General features: G+C 62.7%; 15 protein-coding genes. 11 read left to right on the top strand and 4 right to left on the bottom strand.

Annotation, left to right across the window (positions count from 1 at the left end; genetic code table 11):
- Positions 1–6: 6 nt before the first annotated feature.
- Positions 7–1263, bottom strand: coding sequence for an aromatic ring-hydroxylating dioxygenase subunit alpha (locus JQ628_RS26760; RefSeq protein ID WP_212227150.1), 1257 nt, complete (start codon positions 1261–1263; stop codon positions 7–9).
- A gap of 98 nt (positions 1264–1361) precedes the next feature.
- Here JQ628_RS26760 and JQ628_RS26755 point away from each other — a divergent pair, with 98 nt between their 5' ends.
- Complete coding sequence (locus JQ628_RS26755; RefSeq protein ID WP_249128467.1) at positions 1362–2150, top strand: IclR family transcriptional regulator domain-containing protein; 789 nt, start codon at positions 1362–1364, stop codon at positions 2148–2150.
- 74 nt (positions 2151–2224) lie between these two features.
- Here the strand turns inward: JQ628_RS26755 and JQ628_RS26750 are convergent, their stop codons facing one another.
- Positions 2225–2986 (bottom strand): GntR family transcriptional regulator, encoded by a 762-nt coding sequence (locus tag JQ628_RS26750; RefSeq protein WP_212227148.1) that lies wholly within the window; start codon positions 2984–2986, stop codon positions 2225–2227.
- A 14-nt stretch (positions 2987–3000) separates the two neighbouring features.
- Positions 3001–4146: an acyl-CoA dehydrogenase family protein gene (locus tag JQ628_RS26745; protein ID WP_212227146.1), complete on the bottom strand. Its 1146-nt coding sequence runs from the start codon at positions 4144–4146 to the stop codon at positions 3001–3003.
- A gap of 183 nt (positions 4147–4329) precedes the next feature.
- On the opposite strand from JQ628_RS26745, the gene JQ628_RS26740 reads away from it, so the two are divergent.
- From JQ628_RS26740 to JQ628_RS26700, 9 genes are all read left to right on the top strand, one after another.
- Positions 4330–5664, top strand: a complete 1335-nt coding sequence (locus JQ628_RS26740; RefSeq protein ID WP_212227144.1) for an FAD-dependent oxidoreductase — start codon at positions 4330–4332, stop codon at positions 5662–5664.
- Positions 5665–5739: 75 nt separating this feature from the next.
- Positions 5740–6909 (top strand): ABC transporter substrate-binding protein, encoded by a 1170-nt coding sequence (locus tag JQ628_RS26735; protein WP_212227142.1) that lies wholly within the window; start codon positions 5740–5742, stop codon positions 6907–6909.
- 2 nt (positions 6910–6911) lie between these two features.
- Entirely contained in the window at positions 6912–7772 is an 861-nt protein-coding gene (locus JQ628_RS26730; protein WP_212227140.1) for a branched-chain amino acid ABC transporter permease, read from the top strand.
- A complete protein-coding gene (locus JQ628_RS26725; RefSeq protein WP_212227138.1) occupies positions 7769–8716 on the top strand; it encodes a branched-chain amino acid ABC transporter permease in 948 nt (315 codons plus the stop codon). Before JQ628_RS26730 ends, JQ628_RS26725 begins: the two co-directional genes overlap by 4 nt.
- The gene (locus JQ628_RS26720) at positions 8706–9473 is read left to right on the top strand and encodes an ABC transporter ATP-binding protein (RefSeq protein ID WP_212227136.1); all 768 of its coding nucleotides are present in this window, start codon (positions 8706–8708) and stop codon (positions 9471–9473) included. The genes JQ628_RS26725 and JQ628_RS26720 overlap by 11 nt, the downstream gene beginning before the upstream one ends.
- Positions 9466–10185, top strand: a complete 720-nt coding sequence (locus tag JQ628_RS26715) for an ABC transporter ATP-binding protein (RefSeq protein WP_212227134.1) — start codon at positions 9466–9468, stop codon at positions 10183–10185. Before JQ628_RS26720 ends, JQ628_RS26715 begins: the two co-directional genes overlap by 8 nt.
- A complete protein-coding gene (locus JQ628_RS26710; RefSeq protein ID WP_212227132.1) occupies positions 10178–10918 on the top strand; it encodes an enoyl-CoA hydratase/isomerase family protein in 741 nt (246 codons plus the stop codon). The genes JQ628_RS26715 and JQ628_RS26710 overlap by 8 nt, the downstream gene beginning before the upstream one ends.
- Before the next feature lie 25 nt (positions 10919–10943).
- A complete protein-coding gene (locus tag JQ628_RS26705; RefSeq protein ID WP_212227130.1) occupies positions 10944–11687 on the top strand; it encodes an enoyl-CoA hydratase/isomerase family protein in 744 nt (247 codons plus the stop codon).
- Between the two features lie 17 nt (positions 11688–11704).
- Entirely contained in the window at positions 11705–13270 is a 1566-nt protein-coding gene (locus JQ628_RS26700; protein ID WP_212227128.1) for a CoA-transferase, read from the top strand.
- Between the two features lie 10 nt (positions 13271–13280).
- Here JQ628_RS26700 and JQ628_RS26695 read toward each other — a convergent pair whose 3' ends face one another.
- Positions 13281–14669 (bottom strand): FAD/NAD(P)-binding protein, encoded by a 1389-nt coding sequence (locus JQ628_RS26695; protein WP_212227126.1) that lies wholly within the window; start codon positions 14667–14669, stop codon positions 13281–13283.
- Between the two features lie 83 nt (positions 14670–14752).
- Here JQ628_RS26695 and JQ628_RS26690 point away from each other — a divergent pair, with 83 nt between their 5' ends.
- The gene (locus JQ628_RS26690; RefSeq protein ID WP_212227124.1) at positions 14753–14998 is read left to right on the top strand and encodes a hypothetical protein; all 246 of its coding nucleotides are present in this window, start codon (positions 14753–14755) and stop codon (positions 14996–14998) included.
- Positions 14999–15300: the final 302 nt, after the last annotated feature.

Below are 15300 nucleotides of genomic sequence, written 5' to 3'. Positions count from 1 at the left end.
CGGCCCCTACATGCCCATCCCGGCGCGATAGGCTTTCCAGAACCCTCGTACCGACGCCTCGGTGACGCGGCTTTCGCTGCTGTCGGCGCCTGCACCGCCCATCTCGATGACCGCCTGCTCGCCGCCGGCGCCGGCGATGCCGCGCTGCACGAAGCCGCCGACGCAGCCGTCCTCCATCGAAATGTACCCGGCCGGGCCGACGAGGTTGGCCTGCTTGAGGCGCACGAGCCGCTGCTCCGGCGTATCTTCGGCAAAGCCCAGCAGCGTCCAGTGCAGGTCGGTCCGGCCCGTTCCGCGCGGCACGACCTGGCGCACCGCAATCGCGTTCTGGATCTGCTGTAAGACGAATGTCGGAAACACCGACAGGATCTGTAGCGTCACGTTGTCGGGAAATTCCTTGAAGCTCTGTAGCAGGGAAGGATCGGCCAGCTTGAACTCGCTGTCCGAGCGGATGTCCTGCTCGGCGTATTCATTGTCCCTTGCAGCGTCGGGCTCGATTGCCGAGAAGCTGATGTGGTGGCCGCCGGAAGCGTCGACGATGATGCCGCCGGTCTGAGACAGGCGATTGAGCTCGAACGTGGTGAAGAACAGGTGCAGGATGCTGGCGTGATAGGAGTCCTTGACGTTCTCCATGTACAGTTTCCAGTTGTTCGGAAGCGCCTGCGTAAAGCGGCCGAGCACCACCGGCGTGCGTCCGTTCATGACCCGGCCTATCCGCGAATAGATCTCTTCGCCCAGATGCTCTTCGAGCGGCGGAACGTCGTTGGAAAAGCTTCCGAACACGATGCCGAATGCTTCCGCCAGACGCAGCTTGCGCGGATTATGCTGCTCCATGCAGAACGAGGCGGGCATCCCGCCCTTGCCTTTGATGCCGTCCTTGAACGCGACGCCCTTGAGGTTGCCTTGCCGGTCGTAGGTCCAGGCGTGATAGACGCAACTGAAATCCTTGGTGTTGCCGCGCGGCTCCAGCGCGATCAGGGCGCCGCGATGCGCGCAGCGGTTCTCGAAGGCGTACAGCTCGCCGTCTGAATCGCGGGCGACGATCACCGGGGTGTCGCCGACAAAGGTCGTGATGAAGTCGCCGGTGTTCTTCAGCTCGACCGAGAGACACAGGTAATTCCATGACGCACCCTGGAAGATCAGCTTCTGTTCCGCCGCGTAGGTGTCCGGGTCCTGGAAGATCCAGTACGGCACACGGGTCAGGCTTTCGCTCGGCCAGACATGTCCGGGTTCGCTTTTGCTGTGGATGATCTGATCCAGCATGGATGGCCTCCTGGCCCGCATTTGACGGCTTGCCGACTTTGTTCGAATATCGAACAAGTGTCCAAGTCAGGATCAACCGGAAAAAGGCGATTGTCAATATGACCGGCAAGACGTCCAAATCCGTTCAGGCAAGCCAGCGGCTGCCGGAAGGCATGGGTGGCCTCGCCAAGGGTCTTGCGATCATCGAGGCGTTCACGCCCGACCGGACCCGCATGACGGTTTCCGACGCGGCGTTGTCGGCCGGCACGTCACGCGCCTCGGCGCGGCGATGCCTGCTCACGCTGGTCGAACTCGGTTATCTCGAGTTCGACGGCAAGTACTTCCGGCCACAGCCGCGCCTGCTTGCACTTGGCAACGCGTATTCGGAAACGCGGTCTCTTCCCGTCGTCGCGCAACCGTTCCTCGCCGCGGCGCGCAACGAGCTTCATGAGTCGATTTCGCTTGCGATGCTGGACCGGGATGCCGCTCTGTTCGTGGCCCGCGCCGAGGCGGAACGATTGGTGACGACCGGCATTGCGCTGGGCACGCGCATCGATCTCTATTGCTCGGCAACGGGGCGGGTCCTGCTTTCCGCCTGGAACGACGAGCAACTCGCGGCCTATCTCGGCCGCACCAGATTCGTGGCAAGGACCAAGCACAGCCTCATCAAGGCATCGGCCATTCGCGATGCCGTGCAAAAAGCCAAACGTCTTGGCTACGCGGTCACCGATGAAGAGCTGGAAATCGGGCTGCGATCGATCGCGGTGCCGGTGGTGGACTCGCGTGGATCGGTGGTCGCGGCGATGAGCGCGAGCGCATCATCGGCGCGGATCACCATCCAGCAGATGATCAGGGGCTTTGTACCGGTGCTGCGGCGGCACGCCGACGGCCTGGGGCGCGTATTGTAGGGGCGTCGTCCGTCGTGGAGACACGAACGGCATGCTGCCGGGGCCATCCGTTTGAACGCGAGCGGCCGCTCGCATCACGGATCGATTGTGGTTCGCCCGACAATGACCGACCGCGTATAGTACTCGGCGTAGTCGACCATTGCCGTCGCAGCCTCGGCGGCCGCGACCTCGTCACCCGAGGCGATCGCTTTCAGCACGGCGGCGTGCAGGGCGGCGGCCCTCGCCACGTCCTTTGTCTCGCGCTGGTAGACAAAGTAGAAGCGCCGCGTCAGCGCATTGATCGGGGCAAAGGCATTAGCGACAAAGGGATTGCGCGCGCAGGCGATCACGAAGCGCTTGGATTCGAAGTGCACGCGAAGAAATTTCATAACGTCGACGGTGGCGCCGGCTTCCATGAACGAATCGGCGATCTTCGACAGATAGCGTCTTTCGTCGACGGTGGCGCGGCGCGCAGCGCGTGATGCAACCAGCGGCTCGAATTCCCGCCGCAGCTCGAGAACCAGCATTTGTTCGTGCGGATCGATGTCGGAAATCTGCACGCCATGGCGGCGGATGATCGTGACCAGTTTTTCCCATGCCAGCCGTTGCACGGCCTCTCTGACGGGTGTCCGGCCAATTCCGATACGCTCGCTAAGCATGGCCTCGGACCAGAGGCTGCCGGGCGCCAGTTCCAGCGTGACGATGAGTTCCTCGAGCTTGCTGTGCGCGATGTCGGCGAGCCTGTCGGGCCGCGGCTTGGCGCCACGCGAGGCCTTTTGCGGCAGGGCGTCCGCCGGCCATGGCGAGGAAATTGCCGGGCTGCCTTTGGCCGTTCCGCGATTGCTGGCATTGCGCATGAAGGTGCTCGTCCTCAGAATTCCACAAGGTCTCGCGCAATAACAAGGCGCTGTATTTCGCTGGTCCCCTCGACGAGGGTCAGAACCTTGGCTTCTCCCAGCAAGCCGGAAACATCATACTCCTCGAAGACGCCATAACCGCCGTGAACCTGAATCGCGAGGGTTGCCGCCTCAACGGCCATCTCGGTCGCGAACAGCTTGACCATCGAGGTCTGGCTTTTGAACGGTCGCTCCTGATCGACAAGCTGCGCCGCGTCCTGAATCATGAGTTCGGCAGCATAACATTTGGTCAGGATATCAGCGAGCGGGAAGGACAGGCCCTGGTTTTGAAGGATGTTGTGTCCGAACAGCTTCCTTCCGGAACCATAGCCGACTGCCAGCCTGGTTGCCTTGCGCGTCAGGCCCAGCGCGGTGGCCGCGACAAGAACGCGGCCGATCGCAAGCGTCGTCAGGATCTGTTTCAGGCCGTCGCCGCGGTTACCGATCATGGCTGTTTTTGGTATCCGGCATCCGTCGAAGAACAGTTCGCAGGAAGGCGCGATTCGCCAGCCGATCTTGCGGCCGGGCTTGCCGATCGAAAAGCCCGGCGTGCCGACCGGCACCGCGAAGGTGGACAATCCCTTGGGCCCCTTGTCCGGATCGGTGACCGCGACGACCGTCGTCACGCCGTGGGGAGGCGTGCCGGCATTGGTGGAGAACACCTTGGATCCATCCAGCACGAAATCGTTTCCATCTTCGCGCGCGCGGGTCTTGATCTGCGCCACGTCCGAGCCGCCATGCGGCTCCGTGACCCCAAAGGATGCAAGCGTCTCGCCCCGGCACAACGGCGCCAGCCATTCCTGCTTGATCCGGTCTGAGCCGAAGCGCGCGAGCACGGTCATTGGTGCGCTGTTGCAGAGAAAGATGGCGGCAAAGCCGGGCTCCGTTTCAGCCAGTCGTGCCGCCAGCAATGCGGCGCCGCGCGCGCCCAGTCCGCCGCCGTCGAACGCCGGATCGTAGGCGACGCCCATGAACCCGGCTTTGGCGAACGCCTCAACGACAGGCGTCGGAAACTGGTGCTCGCGGACATAGTTGCCGATCACGGGCTTCATTTCTCGCTCGATGAAGCGGTCGGTCGCCGCCAGCATCGAGGATTCATCTTCGGTCAGTTCGATCGGCATTTCCGGTCCCGGCGTTTCCTGATGTATCTTTATAATATGTTAGCACCGCTAAATGCATCAAAAAAGCGAACGTAACAAGCGGGGCTTGCTGAAATATCGCTATTTCTATTGGGAAATGCAGAGGTGTTGACAGGCCAAAAGAAGTATCTGTAATATATTACAAGAAAAGTTTGGGGAGCGGAAATGGCTGAGTTGCGGGACCGGCGCGGACAGCTGACTTTCGATACGGATGTCCTCGTGGTCGGCGGCGGCGCGGCCGGCGTTGCGGCCGCATTCACGGCCGCCCGGGCGCGCGCGCGTGTCCTTCTTCTGGAGAAATACGGTTTCTGCGGCGGCGCCGCCGTCGCCGGACTCTCCGGTACGGTATGCGGCCTCTATGCGGCCACCGAGGGCGCCGCCAAGCCGCCCGAACAGGTGGTGTTCGGCTTCGCCGATCGCTTCATCAAGGTGATGCAAAGCAAGGGCGGCATCACCGAGCCGCAACGCTACGGCAACACCTACACCCTGACGCATGATCCGCTGGTCTGGCGGGAGGCCGGCGATCATTTCCTCGACGAAGCCGGCGTGCAGGTTCTCTTTCACACCAGCGTCATCGATGTGCTGACCGAGGGCGATCAGGTTCGGGGCGTGCTGGCATGGACCAAGCAGGGCCGTGCGGAAATCCGCGCCCGGCTGACGATCGACGCCAGCGGCGATGCTGATGTGGCCGCGCTCGGCGGCTTCGAGACCTTCATGGGCCAGGATGGCAAGGTCCAGAATCCGACCATGATATTTCGCCTGATGGGCGTCGACGTAAAGCGCCTGCGCGCGCACTACGGCGAAGACACCATCATGGGCGAAGAAGTGTCGCAAATGATCCGTAATCTGCACAACAGCAGGGAATACGACCTGCCGCGCTCGAAGATATTTTTGTTCTCAACGCCGCGGCCCAACGAGTTGCTCTGCAACTGCACGCGCATCATCGGTCGCGACGGCCGCGAGCTCAATCCGGTGCTGGTCGAGGATATCACCGAGGCGGAAATCCAGGGCCGCAAGCAGGTTCGCGAATACGCCAACTTCTTCAAGGACAGGCTGGTCGGCTGCGAGGAGTCGTTCGTGAACGATACCGGCGTGCAGGTCGGCATTCGCCAGACGCGGCAGATCAGGGGCGTTGCGACGCTTACCAATGAGGACGTGGTCGCCGGCGCCAAGAGCAAGAGCTCGATCGCCCGCTCGGCGTGGCCGATCGAGCTGCATTCCGGCGAAAAGCCGCAGCTCAAGTGGCTGCTCGATGACTACTACGACATCTCCTATGAGAGCTTCGTTCCCACTGCCGGCGAGGGCTTTCTGGCGGCCGGGCGCTGTCTCTCGGCCGAGCATGAGGCGATGGCCTCCGCGCGCGTGACGGCGCAGTGCTTCTCCTATGGTCAGGCCATCGGCATGGCGGCCGCGATGTCGCTGCGTGATGGAATCTCGCCGCGGCAGCTTCCGGTTTCCGATCTTCGCGACGCGCTGCGCAAGGACGGTGCGATGATTTGAGGTCCTCGATAGGCAAGGCCCGCCCGGGAGCAGGGGCGGTATCAACGACAGAAACAAGACAAGAGGGGTGAGGAAATGAAAAGTATGGTCAAAGGATGCTTCGCCGCGGCGCTGCTTGCGGCCGCCGTTCCGCATTTTGCCAGCGCGCAGACGGTGAAGATCGGTCAGATCGAGGCCCAGACCGGGCCGAATGCGATCTACGGCTATATGTCGTCGCAGGGCGTTCCGATCGCAGTCGACGAAATCAACAAGGCCGGCGGCTTCAAGGTCGGCGAGACCACCTACAAGCTCGAACTGATCGCGCTCGACACGCGCGGCGATCCGAAAGAGGCCACCATCCAGCTCAAGAAGCTGCTGGAGCAGGACAAGGTGAAGTTCGTGTTCGGCCCGTTCCTCTCGAACGTGTTCGTGACGGTCTTCCCCTACGCCAAGCAGTTCAACGGCAAGTTCCTGATGATGGGCGGCGGCACGCGCATCCATGAATTCGTCGGCCAGCCCGGCAACGAATTCGTCATCCGCACCTGGAATTGGGACGCGGGGCCGAAGGGCTTTGGCGAGAAGATGGTCGACTATCTGGTCAAGACCGCCAATCCGAAAAAGGTGGCGATGCTGTTCCAGAACGACTCCGGCGGCAAGATTCTCGGCGATATCTACGAGCCGATCTTCAAGGCCCGCGGCATCGAAACCATGACCGAATATTTCGAGCCGGGCACCAAGGATTTCTCGCCCGTTCTCGCCAAGATCGCCGGGTTCAAGCCGGACTATCTCTTCCCCGGCTATTCCGATGCGGCGCTCTACGACATCGTGCGTCAGTCGATCGAGGGCAACTACTCCAAGAAATTCTTCCTGGTGCGCGGCTCGACCGGGCCGGGGCTGAAGAACAAGGACGGCCTGGAAGATTACATCGTCTACGTGCCGAAGGATTTCGAAGAGGCCGAAAAGAAGGAGCCGAAGGTCAAGCACTTCGTCGACGCCTACAAGGCATTCTACAAGCGTGACTTCCCGTACGACCAGGCGCCGCTGTGTTCGTCTTCCTGCTACGACCATGTCTACATGCTGGTCGAGGCGATGAAGAAGGCCGGCACGGTCGACGATGTCGAAAAGATCCGCAAGGCCCTGCTGTCGATGACCTACCAGGGCATGTGGAAGATCAGCTTCGACGCCACCAGCGAGCAGATCTTCGACTTCGATATCGTTCACTTGAGGAAAGGCGGCACCAAGGAAGTGGTGCACGTCGAGCCGTAAGCATGACGCAAGTTGTTGTCGGCCAGATCCTCAACGGGATCATACTCGGCTCGTTGTACGGAATCATCGCGCTCGGCGTGACGATGACGTTCGGCATCACCGGCATCGTGAACTTCGCCCTCGGGCAGTTCATGATGATCGGGGCCTACGCGACCTGGTACTTCACCGATCTGGCGAGGTTTCCCTTTCCGGTCGCCGTGGCGCTCGCGGTGGTGATTTCCGCCGTGGCCGGTCTTTTGGCCGACCAAGCGTTGTTTCGCTTCACGCGCAACAATCTGGTCAACGGGCTGCTGGTTTCGATCGGCCTGATTTCGGTGACGGAAAGCGTGGCTCTGCTCTTGTTTACGACGACGCCCAAGAACATGGATCCCGTCATTGCGGGATCATGGACTCTCGGTGCGATCACGCTGCCGCGCATGAAGGTGGTGGCTTTCCTGTTGCTGGCGGCCGTGATCGGTCTGACCTGGCTCGGGCTGTCGCGGGCATGGCTTGGCCGGGCGACGCGCGCCTATGCGCAGAACCCGGAGGCGGCCATGCTGATGGGCGTTCCCACCAAGCTGCTCCAGACCGGGGTGGTGGTTTATTCCTGCGCCATCGCGGGTTTTGGCGGCGCGCTCTACGCCTGCTTGTTCTCGCTGGAGCCTTCGCTGGGCGGTCTGTTCATCCTGAAGGGGGTGGAGTCCGCGATCCTCGCCGGCGTCGGCAATCTCTTGGGCGCGCTCGCCGGCGGTGTGATCCTTGGCGTCACTGAGTCCGTCGGCTCGCTCTATCTGCCATCCGCTTTCCGCGACGCCTATGGCCTTGTCTTCCTCGTCGCGATCCTGCTGTTCCGGCCCGCCGGCTTGTTCGGAGGCCAGAAGTGAAAGCGCTTTGGTTACTGATCCCACTCTACCTGCTGCCGCTGGTCGTGACGAGCGACACGGTTCTGACGGTTCTCATATTCTCGTTCCTGTTGAGCATTCTGGCGGTTGGATTCAACATCGTGTTCGGCGGTGCCGGGCAATTGACGATGTTTCATGCCGCGGCTTTCGGCATCGGCAGCTACGTCACGTTCCTGTCGATGCTGCGATTCAGCCTGCCATTCTGGCTCGGCTATCTCGTTGCGGTGGTGGTCGTCGTGCTGGTTTCGATCGTCATCGGCTGGATCTGTTTCAAGTTCCGGCTGAAGGAGTTCTACTTCGCGGTCGTGACGATGGCCTTTGCCGAACTCTGCCGGCTGATCGCGCTGAACTGGACCAGCGTGACCAACGGAACGCTGGGGATGCTGGTGCTGGAAAAGCCGACGCTCTGGCTGCCCGGCAGCGGCATCGTCAAGATCGAGCAAACGACTCCCTGGTACTTCCTCACCCTGGTCTCGTTGACGGTCGTGCTGGCGTTTTCCGCGCTGCTGATGCGCTCGTGGATCGGACGGAATTTTTCCGCGATCCGGCTCAACGAAGATCTCGCCCAGACGCTCGGCATCGATACGTTTCGCTACAAGCTGCTGGCGTTCACGATTTCCAACGTGATCGCTTCCTTTGCCGGCGCGCTCTACGGCTTCTACACCGGCTTCATCGAGCCGTCCTACCTTTCCGTCACGCAATCGCTCGACGCCATAGCCATGGCGCTGCTCGGCGGCGTTTCCACCATCCTCGGGCCGGTGGTCGGCTCGCTCGTGCTGACGTCGCTGCCGCATCTGATCGAACTGCCCGCGGAGCTGCGGGTCGCGGTCTACGGCATGATCCTGATCCTGGTGATCCTGGTGATGCCGCGCGGAATTGTCGGGCTCGCTGCCGGCTTTTTCAAAAGGCGGGCCCATGCTTCTTAAGGTCGAAAATCTCACCAAGCGCTTCGGCGGCCTCGTCGCGGTGTCGGACGTCTCGTTCGGCATCGAGAAGGGCGAGATCATCGGCATATTCGGGCCGAACGGCTCCGGAAAGACCACGCTGCTCAGCCTGCTGGCGGGACTGTTGCCGCCGACCGCGGGCCGCGTGTTCTGGAAGGGCGAGGATATCGCCGGCGCGCGCCCGAACGTCATCGCCTCGCGCGGCGTGATCAAGACGTTCCAGAACCCGCAACTGTTTTCCGAGCTTTCGGTATTCGAGCACGTCATGATCGCAAGCTTCCTCGCATTCACCCGCATCAAGGATCACAGCCGCCTGAGCAGTTTTCTCGCGCCCGGCAGGGGCGAAGCCGTGTTGCGCGCCCGTGCGGAGAAGGCGCTGACGCTGTGCCGCCTCCAGGGCGCGTCGGAAAAATCCGCGGCCGAGCTGTCCTATGGCGAGGAGAAAATGCTCGGCGTCGCCATGGCCATGATGTGCGAACCGGAGCTGCTCTTGCTGGACGAGCCGGCATCGGGCCTCGGCAACGACGAAATCCATAATCTGGAGAACGTGCTTCGCGATTTGCGCGCGCACGGCACCACGCTCTGCATCATCGACCACAAGGTGGCGTTTCTCGCCAAGTTCGCCGATCAGGCGATTGCGCTTCAGCAGGGCTGCAAGATCGCGCAGGGCCGTCCGAACGACGTGCTCGCCGATCCCGCCGTGGTGAAGGCTTACCTCGGACGCAGCCACCATGCTTGAGCTTTCCGCGATCTCCGCCCATTACGGCAAGAACCAGGTCTTGCGCTCGATCGATCTCAAGGTCGAGGCCGGCGAAGTAGTCGCTCTGATCGGCGCGAACGCCGCCGGCAAGTCGACGACCATGCGCCTGATCGCGGGCTTGAAGCGTGCGACCTCCGGCTCCATCAAGCTTGATGGCACCGAGATCGAGTCCCTGTCGACGCCGAAGCGCGTCGGCCTCGGCATCGCGCTGGTGCCCGAGGGCCGTCAGGTCTTTGCGCAGTCCACCGTGCTCGAGAACCTGATCATGGGCGCCTACCACCGCGCCGATCGCAACCACATCCAGCCCGACATCGACGCCATGTTCGCGATGTTTCCGAGGCTCGGCGAGCGTCGCAACCAGCGCGCCGGCTCGATGTCCGGCGGCGAACAGCAAATGGTGGCGATCGCGCGCGGATTGATGGCCAGGCCGAAATGTCTGCTGCTCGACGAGCCGACGCTCGGGCTCGCACCCGTCATCGTCGATGAAATCTCGGCGACCGTGATGAAGCTGGCGCGAGACGGCATGACCATCCTGCTCGCCGAACAGAATGCGGCGATGGCGCTGGAAGTCGCAAGCCGCGCCTACGTGCTTGCCGCAGGCGCCATTTCGGCGCAGGGCACACCGGAGCAGTTGAAGGAATCGCCCGTCGTCGCACAACTCTACTTCGGCGCGGAGGCGGCCGATGCTTGACGTCACGACGCAGGGCCGGATCGGTATCCTCTCCATCAACAGGCCGCAGCGGCGCAATGCGATGGACCGCGATCTGGTCGCGGCGTTGGTCGGGGCGTTCCGGCGCTTTGACGCGGATCCGGACATCGCCGCCATCGTGCTGACCGGAGAGTCGCCCGGCTTTTGCGCCGGCAGCGATCTGAAATTCATCGGCCGTCTCTCGCTCGAAGAGATGTGCCGGTTCGAAGCCGAGACCGGCGACATGGCCCGGCTGATCGGCTTTGTCCGCAAGCCTGTGATCGCTGCGGTCGAAGGGTTTGCGCTCGGCGGCGGCTTCATCCTGGCCGTTTCCTGCGATCTCGTGGTGTCGTCCGATTCCGCACGGTGGCATTTGCCGGAAGTGCCGATCGGCTGGCTGACGCCGTGGGGGCTTGGTGCGCTGGTTGCGCGGGTAGGGGCGGTGTCGGCGCGAAAACTTTGCTTTGCGAGCGAAGCGTTCGACGGACGCGAAGCGATGCGGCTCGGCGTTGTCGATCATCTCGCCGAGAGCGGCCGCGCACTTGAAACCGCAATCGCGCTGGCGCAGCGGCTGGCCGATCTGCCGGCGGCATCGGTCTCCGCCACCAAGCGCTTCTTCACGCCTGGCATATCCGGTCTTTCCGAAGTTCTTGATATCGAGGCGAACGAGGTCTTTGCCGGTAATTGCCGTCACCCGGTTGCGCGCGAAACGCTCGAGCGGTTCGGCAGCCGATGACCAACAAGAAACGAAAGGTCTGTCCATGTTGAAGCGGCGGCAGCAGGGCCAGGTTGCGATCCTCACCATCGACCGGTCGAACCGGCGCAACGCGCTCGGCACCGAGCTGATGCGAGATTTCGATCGCGCCTTCGCCGAGCTCGAGCACGATGACGGCGTTGCCTCCATCGTCGTCTCCGCGACCGCGCCGGGCTTTTGTGCCGGCAGCGATCTGAAGGAGCTGGCGACGATGAACATCCCGCAGATGTGCCATCACGAGGCCGAAACCGCGCGCATCGTGCGCGCGATCGGATTTCTGGAAAAGCCCGTGGTCGCCGCGGTCAGCGGATTTGCGCTCGGCGGCGGCGTAGGCCTCGCCGTCGGCTGCGACTTGATCGTGACGCATCCGGAATGCCGCTGGCATATGCCGGAGGTGCCGAACGGCTGGCTGCCGCCCTGGGCGCTGGCTTCGCTTGCCGCGCGGGTTGGTCCGGTGACCGCACGGCGGCTGGTCTGGGCGAGCGAGCCGATCACGGGAACGCAAGCCTATGAACTCAAGCTTGCGGATTATCTGGTGCCGCATTCCGACGTCGAGAGCGAAGCGATTGCGGTGGCGGAGCGGCTCGCCGCGCTTCCGCGCGTCGCCATCGCCAGCACCAAGCGGTTCTTTGCGCCCCTGATCAATGGCAACACTGAGGCCAGCGACATGCTCGCCAACCGAATTTTTGCGGAGAACTGCAACGACGACGCCTCGAAGGCGACGCTGCGCAAGTTCGGCATGAAGGTTTAATTCTTAAGGGATACCCGATGAACAAGTTCTGTTCCGCAGAAGCCGCGGTCGCAACAATCAAGAGCGGCCAGACCGTTGCCAGCGTCGGCGTCATCGGCTGGATCACGCCGGACCTTGTCCTCAAGAGCCTCGCCGCGCGCTATCGCAGCGAAGGCGCGCCGCGCGACCTCACATTCTATTTTCCGTGCGGCACCGGCGACGGCGTCGGCATCCGCGGCATGGACCACGTTGCCATCGAAGGACTGATGAAGCGGATCGTCTCGGGCTCCTACATCAACCCGATGAATCCGGCGACCGGCAAGCGCCCTGAACTGATGCGCCTGATCCGCGAGAATGCCATCGAGGCCTATAGCTGGCCGATCGGTGCCAGCATGCAGTGGCTGCGGGAAGTCGCGCGCAAAAGCCCCGGCTACATGACCGAGATCGGACTTGGCTGCTACATCGACCCCGATCAGACCGGCGGCCGTCTGACATCGCGCTCGACCGATAGTCTGGTCGAGAAGATCCAGTTTCGCGGCAAGCCATATCTGTTCTATCCAGCCTGGAACATCGATGTCGCGATCATTCGTGCCGGCGAGGCCGACGACGCCGGCAATTTGTCATTCGAGAACGAAGCGCTGATGTCGTCTTCGCTGGCGCTGGCGCTGGCGGCCAAGGCCTGTGGCGGCCTCGTGATCGCGCAGGTCTCGCAGCGTGTCGAGCGCGGAACGCGCCGGGCCCAATCCGTGAAGATTCCCGGGGCGCTGGTCGACCACGTCGTGCTCGATCCGCAGCAGATGATGACCACGGAAGTCCAGCATGATGCCGCCTATTTCGGCGGACAGCCTTACGACTCCTCCAAAATTCCCGGCGTGCCGTTCGGAGCGGACAAGATCATCGCGCGCCGTACGGCACAGGAGGTCAAGCCGGGCGTGGTCAGCATCTTCGGTTTCGGCGCGGCTTCCGACACGCCTCTGGTGATGGCGGAGCAGGGCGCCTTCGACAACGGCAGGATCAGGGATTACGCCTTCACCACCGAGCATGGCCCGTTCGGCGGCCTCGTCATGAGCAACTGGCAGTTTTCCGCAAACCGCCATCCGGAAGCGCTGCTCGACGGACTTGCGCAATTCGATTTCATCGACGGCGGCAATTGCAAGTTCGCGGCGCTGGCGTTTGCGCAGTTCGATGCGGCCGGCAACGTCAACGTCAGCAAGTTCGGCAGCTTCAATCCGGGCGCCGGGGGATTTATCGACATCGCCCATAATGCCCGCGAACTGGTGTTCACGGGGACCTTCACCACGGCAGGGCTACAGATCGAAGCCGGCAAGCAGGGCCTGAGCATCGCGAGGGAGGGCAAGGTCCGCAAGTTCGTCAATGCCGCGGAGCAGATCACCTATCCCGTGCGCGAGGGCGTGGTGAACCGCGGGCAGCGCGCCCGGATCATCACCGAGCGCGCCGTCTTCGAGGTGACCGCCGAGGGACTGGCGCTGACCGAAGTCGCAAAGGGTGTCGATATCAGAAAGGACATCCTCGAACAGATGGAGTTTCCGGTCGCCGTCAGCGACCGGCCCGTGTTGATGGATGAAGCATTGTTCGTGCAGTAGCCGGCAACAGCTAGGCCTGTGACGCGGCAACGAATTCCGCCGGGCTCGTCCCGTCGATACGGGCGAGTCTGGCGGCAAGCTCGGCGCATTGATTGCGTATGTCCGGGATGGCGATGATCTCCCAGAAAGCCGCTCTGGTAAGCGGTCCCACGGCGAACAGCCGTTCTGATGGAACGCCTTCGCGATTGACGATCGCACCTTCCGGGCTGGTCTCGATGCCGATACGCAAGGGGTCAACTCTCGCAAGGCCGCGCTCGAACAGGCTGCGCACCGCAGGGTTGGCGGAGGCCATGGGATCCTTGACGATCCCGGTGCAATCGATGATCGCGCCCACCTCCATGCTGCGGACCTCGCGCTGGCCGCGCCGGCGATAGCGCACGACAGCACCCGATGGAGCCGGCTCCGTCCCGATCATTTTTGCGGCCATCAGCGTCAACCGGCCGGTGTACAGCGCGTCCGTGATCCGCGCTTCCACCTCAGGCGCCATGCGATGACGATGCACATCCCACCAGGCGCGTGCATGCTCGAGGAAGCGGCGACGGGACGCCTGCGGAAGCTCGCGCCAAAGCCGCTGCGTGTGGGGACGCAGACCGTCGATCACGCTGCGCCAGTCCCCGCCTTGCGCCATATGCGCATCGATCTTGCCGCGCAGCCATTGGAGCAAGCGGCTGATGTCGGCGCCGAACGGCACTTCGGCTTCCTCGATCGGAAAGGGGGAGACGCGGCGATGGGATTTTGCCAGCAATCCCCGCCGCGACATGGCAATGATCGGTCCACGATGCCCGTCCTGGATCAGCGACTGGACGCGATCCACCATGGTGAGTCCCGTTCCGAGCAGCAGAACCGGTGCGTCGGGATCGATGTCGGAACTCGGCTGTGCGCTCCATGGATCGACATGGTAGGGGGAGCTGGATGTGACGTCGTTGCCGGTGGCGAGGATCGCGACATGGCCGGCATAGCGCCTGCCGTCTTCCAGGCTGACCGATATTTCGCCGGCATCTTCGCAGACGTCGATGCAATTGCCCTGCACGACCGTTAGCCGGTGCGATGAGCGCCCCGTGGATGTCGTCAGCAGGCTTGCAATATAATCGCCATAGATGCGCCGCGGCACGAAGCAAAATGCGTCGGGGCAGGGCGGCGGTACGCCGTCACGGGAATTCAGCCAGCGCCAGAAATGATCCGGTTCATCCGGCAGCGCGCTCATATTGGCGACGCGCACATTGAGGACGTGTTCGGGATTGCCGGTGTGGTACGCAAGTCCGCGTCCGATATCCGGGCGTCGCTCGATCAGCGTGACGCGAAGCTCCGGGGTCGAGCGGTGCAGCAACTGATAAGCGAGCAGAACGCCGCTGGCGCCGCCGCCGATGATGATCGCGTGCCGACTTGCCGAAGCATTCATGCGATCACCCCCGTTCGCCGATCTGGCGGCGAAGTCGTATTGGCATTTTGAATCATGGCTGAATTCTAGCCGTCGCAAGTTGCGTGGCCAAAAAGAAAATCATTCCCAAACCCGCACGCCGCAAAGAAGGTTCGTTGTGTCCGGGAACCGGTCACTTTTCTCGTCATGGCCGGGACAAGCCCGGGCATGACGATCGCTTCCGCGCGCGAAAGCCCGCAAAATCCATTGCGCCTGAAATCTATTTTCCTGAGCAATCTCAAGCCGATTCGGATCATCCGGCCCGCCGCGCAAAATATTTCGCTTTACAATTCGGAAAATCAGAATTATAAACGTTGCCGTCTCGTGCCCACCATGAGGGGCGTATCGCCATCGTCACGACACGTTGGGCGCGGGATGCGATGGACGCAGTGGCGCCACAGGCGAGTGGCGTTGCGCTTCAAGAGAGGACGCACGGGCCGTGCCCGGCGAAGCCTCTTGGCCAAGCCGGGCTGCGTACGGTCAAGTCGTGTGGTTCTGACGCCGCGATGCTGGCGTCAAGTCGGCTGGCTCTTGCGTGAGCTGCCGGCGACGGTGACAACGAGCTCGCCCCACCGGGAAGATCACGAAGTAAGCCGTAACACCATTGCGCAGG

The sequence above is a fragment of the Bradyrhizobium lablabi genome, assembly GCF_018129385.1.
In the GTDB taxonomy this organism is placed as follows: Bacteria; Pseudomonadota; Alphaproteobacteria; order Rhizobiales; family Xanthobacteraceae; genus Bradyrhizobium; species Bradyrhizobium lablabi_C.
The sequence above is the reverse complement of the archived record's forward strand: the minus strand, read 5'-3'. Positions and strand labels throughout refer to the sequence as shown.

Bases quoted from the DNA above. Each gene is read 5' to 3' on its own strand.
- JQ628_RS26700 (WP_212227128.1), top strand. From the start codon at position 11,705: ATGAACAAGTTCTGTTCCGCAGAAGCCGCGGTCGCAACAATCAAGAGC.
- JQ628_RS26710 (WP_212227132.1), top strand. From the start codon at position 10,178: ATGCTTGACGTCACGACGCAGGGCCGGATCGGTATCCTCTCCATCAAC.
- JQ628_RS26720 (WP_212227136.1), top strand. From the start codon at position 8,706: ATGCTTCTTAAGGTCGAAAATCTCACCAAGCGCTTCGGCGGCCTCGTC.
- JQ628_RS26750 (WP_212227148.1), bottom strand. From the start codon at position 2,986: ATGCGCAATGCCAGCAATCGCGGAACGGCCAAAGGCAGCCCGGCAATT.
- JQ628_RS26730 (WP_212227140.1), top strand. From the start codon at position 6,912: ATGACGCAAGTTGTTGTCGGCCAGATCCTCAACGGGATCATACTCGGC.
- JQ628_RS26695 (WP_212227126.1), bottom strand. From the start codon at position 14,669: ATGAATGCTTCGGCAAGTCGGCACGCGATCATCATCGGCGGCGGCGCC.
- JQ628_RS26740 (WP_212227144.1), top strand. From the start codon at position 4,330: ATGGCTGAGTTGCGGGACCGGCGCGGACAGCTGACTTTCGATACGGAT.
- JQ628_RS26735 (WP_212227142.1), top strand. From the start codon at position 5,740: ATGAAAAGTATGGTCAAAGGATGCTTCGCCGCGGCGCTGCTTGCGGCC.
- JQ628_RS26755 (WP_249128467.1), top strand. From the start codon at position 1,362: ATGACCGGCAAGACGTCCAAATCCGTTCAGGCAAGCCAGCGGCTGCCG.
- JQ628_RS26745 (WP_212227146.1), bottom strand. From the start codon at position 4,146: ATGCCGATCGAACTGACCGAAGATGAATCCTCGATGCTGGCGGCGACC.
- JQ628_RS26705 (WP_212227130.1), top strand. From the start codon at position 10,944: ATGTTGAAGCGGCGGCAGCAGGGCCAGGTTGCGATCCTCACCATCGAC.
- JQ628_RS26715 (WP_212227134.1), top strand. From the start codon at position 9,466: ATGCTTGAGCTTTCCGCGATCTCCGCCCATTACGGCAAGAACCAGGTC.
- JQ628_RS26760 (WP_212227150.1), bottom strand. From the start codon at position 1,263: ATGCTGGATCAGATCATCCACAGCAAAAGCGAACCCGGACATGTCTGG.